This window comes from Nocardia nova (assembly GCF_002933465.1).
In the GTDB taxonomy this organism is placed as follows: Bacteria; Actinomycetota; Actinomycetes; order Mycobacteriales; family Mycobacteriaceae; genus Nocardia; species Nocardia nova_B.
On record NZ_PSZE01000003.1, the window covers coordinates 128,480 to 140,780 of the forward strand.

Consider the following 12,301-nt stretch of genomic DNA (forward strand, 5'->3'; position numbering starts at 1 on the left):
GGTTCGAGATGTCCGCAGGAGGGATCATGTCCACCGATTCGGAAGATCAGCAGTCCGGCGATCGGCCGAACCCCACGGTGGCCGAGGTCGTCGGATCCTGGGACGTGCCCGCCGGAGCGAGCGTCGCCCGGCAGATTCGCGACAACATTCTGCAGGCGATCGCCCAGGGATACGACGATCCGCAACTGGTGGCCGATCTGGCGGTCGGTCCACTGGTGATCGCTCTGGGCCGGCTGGAAACGGAACTGGCGGACGCGCGAGGGCGCATCGCGGAACTCGAGCGTGCGGTCCGCTCGCGCGGCGAGGCGTGAATCGGTCGCCGGGGTACGGCGCCGGGATGTAACGCCCCGGCGACTCGTTTCGATAACGAGGGCAGAGCCGCGGATACCGTGCCGTGATCTCCATAGCAGGTGGATTCGTTGGGCTGTAATGGGGGGTGGTCCTGGCGTTTTGGCGACACGCGGGCAGACACGCCGTCGTGTGGGGTGGACAACCACACCGAGCCGTCGTAATCTCTTCGTGACTTCGCGGAGTATGTCGCTTCATTAGAGGGGCGGCCCGCTGAGTCACCGCCTAATCAGCAGTCGAGTGGGCAGCTCGACCGCTGAACCGGGGACCCAGGTTTCTGGGGTGAATCCTCTTCGGTCGCAAGGTCGATGGGGTAGGGCCGATCTTCCCGGTCCGAACCCGTCAGCTAACCCGGTCGGCGCGTGGGCAAGGAAGAAACAGGAGACTCAGCTCGGTGGGTAAACACAGTCTGCAACGGGAATCTCGGCTGCCGAATTCCGTCAAGGGTGCGCTGGTCTGCGGCGCGGTAGCGGCCACAACCGGTGCGATTCCGGCGATTCCGGCCATGGCGGCCACGATCAACGTTCCCGGCGTCGGCAACTTCGACGTTCCGCTGGGTTCGGAATTCGACCAGCAGGTCAGCCAGGCGAACCAGGCACTTGCCGATCACGCGGATCAGATCAAGGGAGTTCAGCAGGCGCTGAGCTCGCAGGCGATCGCACCCAGCATCCCCAACGCCGCGCAGAACCCGATGGGTGGCATGTTCGGCCAGCAGCAGCACGGCGCCGGTGACGTCGCTCTCGATGCTGCGCGCAGCAAGATCGGCGCCGACTACGTGTGGGGCGCCTCCGGTCCTTCGAACTTCGACTGCTCCGGCCTGGTGCAGTGGGCGTACAAGCAGGCCGGAATTCAGTTGCCGCGCACCAGCTTCGAACAGTCACATGTCGGCAAGCCGGTCGCCTTCCAGGACCTGAAGCCGGGCGACCTGGTCATCCAGAACGGCGGCGGCCACGTGGCCATGTACGCCGGGGATGGCAAGATTCTCCAGGCGCCGCAGTCGGGTGAGACCGTCAGCTACGCGCATCTGGATCCCGACTCGATCGTCACCGCACGCCGCGTCGCCTAGTCGTTTCGCTCGACAGCACGGCCCGGCGGTGACCCGCCGGGCCTACTGTGAGGAGCGAAACTGGAACAGGCACAACCAGCTACAGCTCGGATCGACTCCTGGATCTGGGCTGTCCGGCTGTTCAAGACTCGATCCGCCGCGGCCACCGCGTGCCGCGGCGGTCATGTACGTGTCAACGGCACGACGGTCAAACCCGCTCATCCGATCAAGCCCGGTGATGAAGTGCGGGTCCGCAATGCCGGGATCGAACGCATCGTCGTCGTGGTCCGGCTGGTCGTCAAACGCGTCGGCGCTTCGATTGCGACGCAATGCTATATCGACAAGAGCCCTCCGCCACCCGCACCCGAAATCGCCGCCGCGATGCCCAAGCGCGACCGTGGCGCCGGACGGCCCACCAAGCGCGAACGCCGCGAAACCGATCGGCTACTCGGCCGGGATTCGACCTGAGTTCGCGCGGAGGGCGCTTACTTCGGTGCCGAATCCCCGCTGAACTCTCCTGCCCGATAGAGAGTGCGGCATTCGCCCCGGCGCACCTTTCCGCTCGACGTCTTAGGAATCGCGCCGCGCGGCAGCAACAGCACATCCGCCGGCGCGATACCGTGCACAGTCGCCACCGCGGCCCGGACCCGTCGGCCGATATCGCTCGCTGCGGCCCGTGGGCTCACCACTTCGGCGATGACCACCAGGTCCTCGCGTTCACCGGTATCGACCCCGAACGCGGCGATATGCCCGGGCCGCAGTTCGGGCGCGGAGTCCGCGGCGGTGGCTTCGATATCGGCGGGGAAATGATTGCGGCCGTCGATGACGATCGTGTCGCGCAAGCGGCCCGCGATGTAGAGACCCCCGTCGTGGACGAAACCGAGATCTCCGGTGCGCAGCCACCTTCCGGAGTGTCCGGGTAGCACCGCGCCGAAGGTGGCCGCGGTCCGCTCGCGCAGTCCCGCATATCCCGCGCCGACATTCGGGCCTCGCACCCATATCTCACCGACGGCACCGTCGTCGCATGGTGTGCGCGTGACGGGGTCGACGATGCGCACGGTTTGCCCGGCGGGACGGCCGCAGTCGACCAGTGCGATACCGTCGTGGCGCGCGGACGTGACGATCGCCCGGCCCGAGCTCAGCGCGGCGCGGTCGAAGTCGACGCATACCGGTTCCGCCGCCGGGCGCGAGATGGTCACCGGGAGGGTCGCCTCGGCCAAGCCATATCCCGCGGTGTGGGCCCGGTGACGGAATCCGTATGGCGCGAAGGTGCGAGTGAAGGCGCTCAGAGCGGTGGCGCGGATCGGTTCGGCCCCGTTGAGCAGCAGATCCAGCGATGACAGCTCGAGACCGTCGCGTTCCTTCGCCGTCGTGCCCGAAACGGCCAGTGTCAGACCGAAATTCGGGCTCGCGGTCGCGGCGGCGCGATAATCGCTGCACGCGCGCAACCATCGGATCGGGCGTTTGGCGAAGTCGGCCGGTGGCAGCGTGATCGCATGAACGCCCAGATACAGCGGCAGCGACAGGGCGAAAACCAGGCCCATATCGTGGAAGAACGGCAGCCAGGTCACCATCGGACCGTCGTCGGCCGGTGCCAGGGCCGTACGCAACTGGTCGAGTGCCGCCGCGAGATTGGCGTGGGTGATGCACACTCCCGCAGGCGAAGTGGTGGAGCCGGAGGTGTACTGGAGGTAGGCGGGATGCGCGCCGGCCGGATCCACTCGGACGTCGCCGGTGCCGGCGTGTGCATCGACCGTCAGGAGTTCGCCGTGCGGGATGTCGTCGGCATCCGGAAACTCGGGCGTGCCGGTCGCCGAGCGTGGCGAGACGAGGCTCAGACGCGGCTCGGCGTCGACGAGGATCGTCCGTAACCGTTCGGCATTGCGGCGCATCGCCATCGGAAACAGGGGAACCGCGGTGCGGGCACTGTAGAGACAGGCGAGGAAGGCGACGACATAGTCGAGCCCGTGCTCGCACAGGATGGCGACACGATCACCGGGCGATGTCCGCTCCCGAAGCCGCCCGGCCAGTGCGCCTGCCGCACTGTGTAATTCGGATACGGTGACGGTGGCCGCCGTACACCGACCGCCCGGGTACGACAGCGCGGTGAAGGCCGGATGGTTCGGTGTTCCCGCTACCCGGTCCGCGACGGTGGCCGCCAAGCGGTTGATCATGGTCGCTCCTGTCGCGGCATTCGAAGCGCCAACGCGGCCGACAACGCAGTGACAGAGGGGTTGTCGAACAGTTCGGCGGTGGCGATCCGGATCCCCAGCCGCGTCTCCAGACGGCGCCGTAGATCTATGGCCAACAGCGAGGAAAGATTCAGTGTCGCGAAATCCGCTTCGGGATCGACGGATTCGACGTCGCGCGACAGTGCACCCGCGACCGTGGCGCGCACGATTCGCTGTAGGTCCTCGCCCGCGTCGGCCACAGTGGTTGCCGAGCCCGGCGCGCGCCCGCGCGGCAGATCGGCTGCGAGCGACCCCGCAGGAGTCAGGGCCTCGCGAAGTCGGGCCGCAACCGGTCCTGGGTCGTCGGTGGGCGTGTAGTCCAGCGCGAGCACCACCGCCTGCGGACGGCCGAGGACCGCGGACAACACCGACATGCCGCGGGCGGCATCGAACGGGGTGATGCCGGCGGTCCGTAGATGTGCGGCGCCTCCGGCCGAGCGGGCGAGGCCGGCGTCCCAGCTGCCCCAGGCGATGCTGGTCACCGGTCGGCCGGCGGCGGCGTACGCCAGCGCGTCCACTGCCGCGTTGGCGGCGGCGTACGCGGCTTGTCCGGGCGCCCCGAACAGACCGGTGGCGGAGGAGAAAAGAAGGGTGAAGTCGACCGGGTCGCTCGCCGTCAGTTCGAGCAGCGAGACGGCCGCGGCCACTTTCGGTTCGAAGTGCAAGGCCAGGGATTCGCCTGTCACGCGGTCGAATTCGGCGTCTTGCAGCACACCGGCGGAATGCACCAGACCTCGTATCGTCGACCCACACGCTCGGATGTCGTCGAGGGCGTTGGCCAGGTCCGCGCGATCGGCGACATCACAGCGTACGACCACCACGCGGTCCTCGGCGCCGTCGAGCAGCGGCGGCAGCGGCCGAGGGCGCCGGGTCAGGACGACCACATCGCGTGCTCCCTGCTCGAGCAGCCACCGCACGGCGGCTGCCCCCAGCGCGCCGAGCCCGCCGGTGACCACGTAGGTGCCGTCGGCACAGATCGGGACCCCGGAGCCTGCTCCCCCGAGTCGCCGGAACCGCCGCATCAGCGTCCGCGCACCGTCCACTCGTACTTCCGCCGGCCCCTGCGGGTCCAGGACGAGGTCGCGCACGGTATCGGCGCCCGATTCGTCGGACCAGATCAGGCGCGCCGGGCGGCCTGATTCCAACTGCAGGGTCCGGACCAGTGCGGCGACAGCATTGTGTTCGACGGATGCCGGATCCCGAAGTACCACAGTGAGGCTCGCCGTTGTTTCCGCGGCGATCACCTGCTGCAGGACGTGCAAGGCTCGCTCGAGCCCGGTCACGACCGGACTCGTGTCGGTCCCCGCTGTTTCCGCCCAGACCAACACCACGGCCGTGGGCGCCGATCCCGGTGCCGCTGCCGCCGTCAAGGCCGTCGACTCGCCGGGCTCCCGAGCGATCCGCTCGGCGGGGATGTACCGGTCCAGCGCGCGGGCGATCGACCTGGCGAGGCGTGATTCTCCGACGACCGACGCCCGCTCGACGGCCGGGTACACCGCCCGCGCAGCCTCCGCTGAGAACGGCAACGCAATCCACTGTTCCTCGCGCAGTACGGAGTTCGCCCACTCCGGTGCCGTGGCGACCGTCGCGTCGTACTCGGCTCGTCCGCGCGCGGCGGTGCGCCCGCGAAGCAGGTTGATCCCCGCGCCGACGGCGTCTTCGAAAACGGCTTCGGCACTGCCGCGTTCGCGCGGCACCCCGTCCGGGACCGGCGCGCGATTCTTCTGCGACTGTGTGTACCGACCATCGTCGGCGGCAGCGTCGGGTCGGTCGACGTCGGCCCCGGCGCTTCCGGAAGGCCGGTAGGCGACCGTGTTCCCGGACGGGTCTCTCGGCGCCCGCTGCGAGGAGAAACCCTTGTCCGCGACCGCGATTCGCACGCCGATCAGTGCCACGGCGGGGGCATCGTCCTGGTCCAGCGCGATCACGTCGCACAGCAGCCCGCGCGGCTCGTGCCCGCGCACGAACGCATGCGCCTCGGACAGCAGCACGCGGGGGGCATCGGAAAGCCATACCGACCCGATGGCTACCGGCACCGCGAGCCCGCCCGCGGGCAGGACCTCCCGGCCGGCGGCGGCGATCAGCTGTAAACAGCCGTCGAGCGCGGCGGTGGTGAGCGGGATCGAATCGAAAAGTCCTACGGCGCTGCGGCTTCCGGCACGGACGGAGGCCAGCGTCCGGAAGCGCGGACCGTATTCGAGTCCGCGGGTGCGCAAGGACGTATAGAACTCGTCGATATCGAGTTCGTCCGCCGGCGTAACGGAGATGCGATGGTCGTCCACCATCCGCATCCACCGGAGAATGTCGGCGGGTGAGGCGGCTCTCTCCGCTCGCGCCGAGGCCAACGACACCGGCCCCAGCAGTACGCGCAGATCCGACCCGCTGCGATAACCGACCGCCGCGAGATCCGCGATATCCGTGCGTTCGTGAACCGTGAAATCGGCCAGCCGAATCGGGCCGGGAATCGAATCCAGCAGGCGCCGAATCCAATACGCGGCGGGCACGGTCGGCACACCGTCCACCACGTGATCGTCCAGTCGTTCGCGGCCGGGATCGGTCGCGGTACGGGTGAGCAGCGGGAAAGTCTTTCGCCGCCATCGTCGTTCGACCGCCGGACCGGCCGTCGCGCCCTGGATCGACCAGTCGACATCACGCCCCCGCAGATACATGGCACCGACGGTCCGGAGCAGGGCGGTGACCTCGCCGTCGCGATGCGCGGCCGAGAAGACGGCGTCGGCCAGTTCGGGATAGTCCCGCACGGCCGGCGCCAGCACCGGATGCGGTGAAATCTCCACGATCGAGGTGTAGCCCCGGCTCACGGCGGATTCCACGGCCGCGTCCAGATCGACGGTGTCACAGAGGTTGTCGATCCAGTAGTCGGTATCCATCGCGGCGGAATCGATCACCCGGCCGGATCGTGCCGTCGAGAACACCGGCACGCGGGGCGCCCGCGGCGCCGGCGCTCGCAGCGCGGTGGTGAATTCGTCGGCGAGCGCGCGAACCTGCGGGCTGTGCGCGGCGAAGTCCACCGGCACCGGTCGCACGTAGTACTGCCGCCGCCGCGCTCGCCGCAGCAACGTCTCCATATACCGCGTCGTCCCGGAGACCACCACCGCCCGGGGCCCGTTCACCGCCGCCACCGCGACCTCCGCGCGCAATGGCTCGACCAGCCGCCGTGCTTGATCCGGTGTCGCCTCGAGCAGCGCCATCATGCCCTGCCCGGCCAGCCGGCCCAGCGCCCGCGAGCGCACGGTGACCAGATGCGCGGCATCGTCGAGGGTCAGGGCTCCCGCGATCACCGCGGCCGCGATTTCCCCCAGGCTGTGCCCGGCCACCGCATCCGGCTCGATTCCCCACGCCGCGAGCAACCGGGCCAGCCCCACCTGGTAGACGAACAGTGCCGGTTGCACCGTCTCGGTGGCGCCGACGCTGTCGGCGAAGCCGTCCCGGGGCGTCCACACTCGCGGACCGCCCGCATCCGCCACGGCGTCGGCCGCTTCGGCCACGGCCTGGGCGTATTCGGGATACCGAGCCGCCAGCTCGCGCCCCATCCGCGCATGCTGACCACCCTGTCCGGAGAACAGGAAAAGCACGCGTCCGCGCCGTCGCCCACCGACTCCGACCAGGGCCTGCGATCGGGAGCCGCTCGTCACCGCGCGCAGTGCGTCGGCCGCGTCGTCGGCCTCGCCCGCCACGATCGCGGCCCGAATCGGCTGGGGCAGTGCGCGTCCGGTCGCCGCCAGCGTGGACAGCGATATCTCGCCGCTGCCGGCCAGTTCGGCCGCGGTGTCACGCAGTTCGTCCTCGTCGCGACCGGTGAGGCCGATGAGTACCGGAGGCCGCACCTCCCGCACCGGTCCCGGCTCCACCTCCCGCAGGACCACATGCGCATTGGTCCCGCCGAATCCGAACGAACTGACGCCCGCGCATCGCGGCATGCCGGAATCCGCGGGCCAGCCGACCACTTCGCCCGGCACCCGGAGGCCACGTTCGGACAATCGCAGCAGCGGATTTTCGCGCTGAAAGTTGATGGTGGGCACGATGGTTCCGTGGTGCAGGCACAGCGCCACCTTCGCCAGCCCGGTCACCCCGGCGGCCGCCTCCAGATGGCCGATATTCGATTTGATCGATCCGACATACGGTTTCACCGTGCCAGTCGGCGCATCGAGTACCGTGGCCAGCGCCTCGATCTCCACCGCATCGCCGACCGGGGTTCCGGTGCCGTGGCATTCGAAGTATCCGGCGGAGCGGACATCCAGGCCGGCGCGTGCCCACGCTGTGCGGATCACCTGTTGTTGCGCGCGCCCGTTCGGGGCGTAGAGACCGTTCGAGCGGCCGTCAGAACCTACTGCGGCACCCGCGATTTCAGCGTAGCGGCGGTTACCCTCGCGCTGCGCGTCGGCGGTGCGCTGTAGCACCAGCACGGTCGCCCCGTCGCCGCGGACGTATCCGTCGGCGGCCGCGTCGAACGGCTTGCACCGCCCGTCCGCGGCGAGGAAGCCGCCCTGTTCCAAATACTGCGAAGTGTGCGGCAGCAGCGCGAGATTCACGCCGCCGACGACGGCGTACGGCACCGCGTCGTCGGCCAGCAACCGCACCGCGAGGTCCACCGCGGCGAGCGAGGACGAACACGCGCTGTCGAGCACCACACTCGGTCCATGCAGATCCAGCGCATACGAGATCCGATTGGCGATGATGCTCAGCGCGGACCCGGTCACCGCGTAGGGCGCGTCCTGTCCGCCGCTGCCGAGGACGACCGCGCCGTGGTCGAAACCGCAGGCGCCGAACAGAACCGCGGTATTCGAGCCGCCCAGCCGATAGCCGATTCCGGCATCGTCGATCGCTTCGACCGAGACCTCGAGCGCCAGCCGCTGTTGGGGATCCATCAGGGCCGCTTCGCGATCGGAGATCGAGAACCGCTCGTTGTCGAATTCCGTGATCGAATCCAGATAGCCGCCGCGGCCCGCGCCGTCGCGTCCCAGCGGCGGATCGCCGACTCCGCTGCGACTCTCGATCAGCAAGCGCCACAATTCGTTCACACCGGAGGCGCCCGGTACCCGGCATCCGATACCGATGATCGATATCGGTGGTGTGGCGGCTCTCATCGGCCCTCGAGATGGTCGACGAGCCGCTCGATATCCGGGTTGTCGTAGAGCTCGGTGAGCGAGATCTCCACGCCCAGAGCATCTTCCAGCACGCCGGCGAGTCGGGCGAGCTGCGCGGAGCTCAAGCCCAGATCGGTGAAAGGCACTGTGGTCGAGACGGATTCGGGTTCGGCGCCCAGCATGTGCGCGACCGCGGCGACCGCCGCGTCCGCCAAGGTGCCGCTCCGTTCCCGCTGCCCCACCGCCATGTCCTCCCCGTATCCGGCGCCGTCGCACGACGGTCGAATGGCCACGTGAGCGATATTCGCGCAGCGGCTCACGGTGCCGACCGGGTGCGGGTGTCCCGCATAGTGCAGGTTCCTCAGCGATTATGCCGATAAGTCGGGGCTCGGTGAAGAGGGCGAGACAGCTGAGGCCACAGGGGCGGGAGTGACGAAACGAGCCGCGGCACATACCGGTCGCGGCTCGCCCCGTATGCCGAATCAGACGACCAGCGAGCCCAGCCGCGCGTTGATCAGCGTCTCGGCCTCGTCCACGATGCGCGAGATCAGCTCGGCGCAGGTGGGGATGTCGTCGATCAGGCCCTGCACCTGTCCGGCCGTCCAGATGCCGGCGTCCAGGTCGCCCTCGTCGAAGACGCGGCGGCCGCGGGCTCCGGCGACCAGATCGCGCACATCCTCGAATTTGCCTCCGGCGGCCTCGATTTCGACCACCTTGCGGCTGATCTCGTTGTCGGCCACGCGGGCGGTGTTGTGCATGGTGCGGAAGATGAGCTGCGTGTCGCGCTCGGTGTGGGCGACGATCTGCTCCTTCACCTTTCGATGCACCGGGGACTCCTCGGTGCACAGGAAGCGAGTGCCCATGTTGATGCCGTCGGCGCCCAGAGCCAGCGCGGCGACCAGGCCGCGGGCGTCGGCGAAACCACCCGACGCGATGACCGGAATGTCGAGAGCCTTGGTGGCGGCCGGGATCAGGATCAGGCCGGGCACGTCGTCCTCACCCGGGTGGCCGGCGCATTCGAAACCGTCGATGCTCACCCCGTCGACGCCGATCTTCTGCGCCTTGAGCGCGTGCCGGACGCTGGTGCACTTGTGCAGCACCTTGATTCCGGCTTCCTTGTAGTACGGCAGGAACGGCTCCGGGTTGCTGCCCGCGGTCTCGACGATCTTCACGCCCGATTCGATGATCGCCCGAACGTATTCCTCGTACGGCGGCGGGTTGATCGACGGCAGGATCGTGACGTTGACGCCGAACGGCTTGTCGGTGAGCTCGCGGGTGCGCTCGATCTCGCGCCGCAGATCGTCGGGGGTCGGCTGGGTGAGGGCGGTGATGAAGCCGAGGCCCCCGGCATTGGCGACCGCCGCCACGAGTTCGGCTCGGCCGACGTGCATCATGCCGCCCTGCACGATCGGGTGTTCGATACCGAACATCTCGGTGAATCTGGTGCGCAACATCTGGTTGTCCTCCTGGCCGCGGTACGACTCGGGGCGGCGCGCCCGGCATCTCCGGCACCCCTCGATGCCGGTGTGTGCGCAGACTGCCGCCCCTCGGGTGCCTGGCCGCGTGCGAGCCGGGCCTGCCCGGATGGGTCGATACTGGCATGGCGACCGCATCGGAGACAACAGGATGTGAGCGGCAGTTTGCTCCGATGGTCCCGGAGTGCCGGGAACTGACGTCACCGTGAACTCAGGCAAAAAGCCAGTTCATCCCCATCAAAGGGCTCGATATTGCGAATATTCGGTGAATCTGGATTCTCGTATGTAACCCTTGTCACGGTAAAAAGTTAGTTGTTATTCTCCCTGTTGGTTCAGCCGTCGACGCCGCCGGGCCCATTCGGTGGCGAACTCCGACGGTCCGAGAGGAGTTCCAGCATGACCACCGGTGTCCAGACCGACGAACCGATCCGGTCGCGTCGAAACCACTGGAACAATCAGATCGCCACGCATGCGCTGATGCGCCCGGACGCGGTGGCGATCCGGTTCCGCGGGCAGGACACCACCTGGAAACAGCTGCACGAGCGGTCCCTGAAATTCGCCGATGCCCTGGCGCGGCGCGGTGTCGGCTTCGGCGACCGGGTGCTGATTCTGGCGCTCAACTACACCCAGTACCTGGAGGCCGTATTAGGCGTCAACGCGCTGGGCGCGATCGCGGTACCGGTGAACTTCCGGCTCACCCCGCCCGAGTTCGCCTACATCGTGGCCGATTCGGGGGCCGCGGCGATCGTCACCGACTCGCTGCTGCAGCCGCTGGCCACCGGTGTGATGACGCAGAGCGAGGCGTTGCGCACCTGCGTCGTCATCGGCGGCACCACGGGCGAGGGCGTCATCGGCTACGACGACTTCCTCGCCGAGACCGGCGAACCGCATGTGCCGCAGGACATTCCGGAGGACACTCCGGCGTTGATCATGTACACCTCGGGCACCACCGGCAGCCCCAAGGGTGCGATCCTGTCCTACGCGAATCTGAACGCCCAGGCGCTGACCTGTATTCGGGCGATGAACGCGACCCCCGAAAGCATCGGCTTCTGCACCTCGCCGCTGTTTCACATCGCCGGGCTGGGCTCCCTCACGCCGGCGTTCATGCTCGGCTCCAAGACCGTGCTGCATCCGCTCGGCGCGTTCGACGCGACGGAGTTCCTCGACGCCATCGAGTCCGAACAGGCCACCACCGTGTTCTGTGTCCCCGCCCAATGGCAGCTGATCTGCGAGGACCCGACGGTCAAGGAGCGCAAGCTGGCGTTGGAGACATTGAGCTGGGGCGCGGCACCGGCCTCGGAGACCGTGCTGCGGGCGATGGCTGAATGCTTCCCGAACGCGCAGAACCTCGCCTTCTTCGGCCAGACCGAGATGTCGCCGGTCACCTGCGTGCTCGAGGGCAAGGACGCGCTGCGCAAACTCGGCTCGGTCGGTAAGCCCATCCCTACCATCCAGAGCCGCGTCGTCGACGACGAGATGAACGATGTCGCGCCGGGCGAGATCGGCGAGATCGTCTACCGCGGGCCGACGATGATGCAGGGCTACTGGAACAAGCCCGAGGCGACCGCGGAAGCCTTCGCCGGCGGGTGGTTCCACTCCGGTGACCTGGTTCGCCAGGACGAGGAGGGCTTCGTCTGGGTGGTCGACCGCAAGAAGGACATGATCATCTCCGGCGGCGAGAACATTTACTGTGCCGAAGTGGAGAATGTGTTGTTCGCGCATCCCAAGATCCACGAGGCCGCGGTGGTCGGCCGGGCCCACGAGAAGTGGGGCGAGGTGCCGGTGGCCGTGGTCGCGTTGCTCGATGGCGAAACGCTGACCCTCGAGGAGCTGACCCCGTTCCTCAACGAAAACCTCGCCCGGTACAAACATCCGAAGGATCTGGTGATCGTGCCGGAGCTGCCGCGCAATGCCAGCGGCAAGGTGGTGAAGGTGCAGCTGCGCAAGGACTACGCGAGCTGACCCTTCGGGCAGGACGACATTCCCGGCACGGCCGGGAATGGGCCTGCGCCGCCCGCATACCCGGTCGTGAACGAGTCGCCGAGGCGACACTCGGCGACTCGTCGCCGTATCGGCCCCGCGGCCTCGCTGTTTTCG

At 68.2% G+C, this 12,301-nt stretch carries 8 protein-coding genes and 1 riboswitch; of the genes, 4 read left to right on the forward strand and 4 right to left on the reverse strand.

Annotation, left to right across the window (positions count from 1 at the left end; genetic code table 11):
• Positions 1–26: 26 nt before the first annotated feature.
• From C5E41_RS04865 to C5E41_RS04875, 3 genes are all read left to right on the forward strand, one after another.
• A complete protein-coding gene (locus C5E41_RS04865) occupies positions 27–311 on the forward strand; it encodes a hypothetical protein (RefSeq protein ID WP_104374635.1) in 285 nt (94 codons plus the stop codon).
• 249 nt (positions 312–560) lie between these two features.
• Positions 561–724, forward strand: a riboswitch (cyclic di-AMP (ydaO/yuaA leader).
• A gap of 18 nt (positions 725–742) precedes the next feature.
• Entirely contained in the window at positions 743–1,414 is a 672-nt protein-coding gene (locus tag C5E41_RS04870; RefSeq protein WP_104374636.1) for a C40 family peptidase, read from the forward strand.
• 60 nt (positions 1,415–1,474) lie between these two features.
• The gene (locus tag C5E41_RS04875) at positions 1,475–1,861 is read left to right on the forward strand and encodes an RNA-binding S4 domain-containing protein (RefSeq protein WP_258080774.1); all 387 of its coding nucleotides are present in this window, start codon (positions 1,475–1,477) and stop codon (positions 1,859–1,861) included.
• A gap of 17 nt (positions 1,862–1,878) precedes the next feature.
• On the opposite strand, the gene C5E41_RS04880 is transcribed toward C5E41_RS04875, so the two are convergent.
• From C5E41_RS04880 to C5E41_RS04895, 4 genes are all read right to left on the reverse strand, one after another.
• Positions 1,879–3,567 carry a fatty acyl-AMP ligase gene (locus C5E41_RS04880; protein ID WP_104374638.1) on the reverse strand — a complete coding sequence of 563 codons (1,689 nt, stop codon included), beginning with the start codon at positions 3,565–3,567 and terminating at the stop codon, positions 1,879–1,881.
• Complete coding sequence (locus C5E41_RS04885; protein ID WP_104374639.1) at positions 3,564–8,729, reverse strand: type I polyketide synthase; 5,166 nt, start codon at positions 8,727–8,729, stop codon at positions 3,564–3,566. The genes C5E41_RS04880 and C5E41_RS04885 overlap by 4 nt, the downstream gene beginning before the upstream one ends.
• The gene (locus tag C5E41_RS04890) at positions 8,726–9,022 is read right to left on the reverse strand and encodes an acyl carrier protein (protein WP_258080745.1); all 297 of its coding nucleotides are present in this window, start codon (positions 9,020–9,022) and stop codon (positions 8,726–8,728) included. Before C5E41_RS04890 ends, C5E41_RS04885 begins: the two co-directional genes overlap by 4 nt.
• 189 nt (positions 9,023–9,211) lie before the next feature.
• Positions 9,212–10,183, reverse strand: coding sequence for an NAD(P)H-dependent flavin oxidoreductase (locus tag C5E41_RS04895; protein WP_181063102.1), 972 nt, complete (start codon positions 10,181–10,183; stop codon positions 9,212–9,214).
• Positions 10,184–10,600: 417 nt separating this feature from the next.
• On the opposite strand from C5E41_RS04895, the gene fadD5 reads away from it, so the two are divergent.
• The gene (gene fadD5, locus C5E41_RS04900) at positions 10,601–12,166 is read left to right on the forward strand and encodes a fatty-acid--CoA ligase FadD5 (protein WP_104374641.1); all 1,566 of its coding nucleotides are present in this window, start codon (positions 10,601–10,603) and stop codon (positions 12,164–12,166) included.
• The last annotated feature ends 135 nt before the right edge of the window (positions 12,167–12,301 follow it).

Coding starts and splice junctions, on each gene's coding strand:
- C5E41_RS04865 (WP_104374635.1), top strand. CDS start 27: ATGTCCACCGATTCGGAAGATCAGCAGTCCGGCGATCGGCCGAACCCC.
- C5E41_RS04880 (WP_104374638.1), bottom strand. CDS start 3,567: ATGATCAACCGCTTGGCGGCCACCGTCGCGGACCGGGTAGCGGGAACA.
- C5E41_RS04885 (WP_104374639.1), bottom strand. CDS start 8,729: ATGAGAGCCGCCACACCACCGATATCGATCATCGGTATCGGATGCCGG.
- C5E41_RS04895 (WP_181063102.1), bottom strand. CDS start 10,183: ATGTTGCGCACCAGATTCACCGAGATGTTCGGTATCGAACACCCGATC.
- fadD5 (WP_104374641.1), top strand. CDS start 10,601: ATGACCACCGGTGTCCAGACCGACGAACCGATCCGGTCGCGTCGAAAC.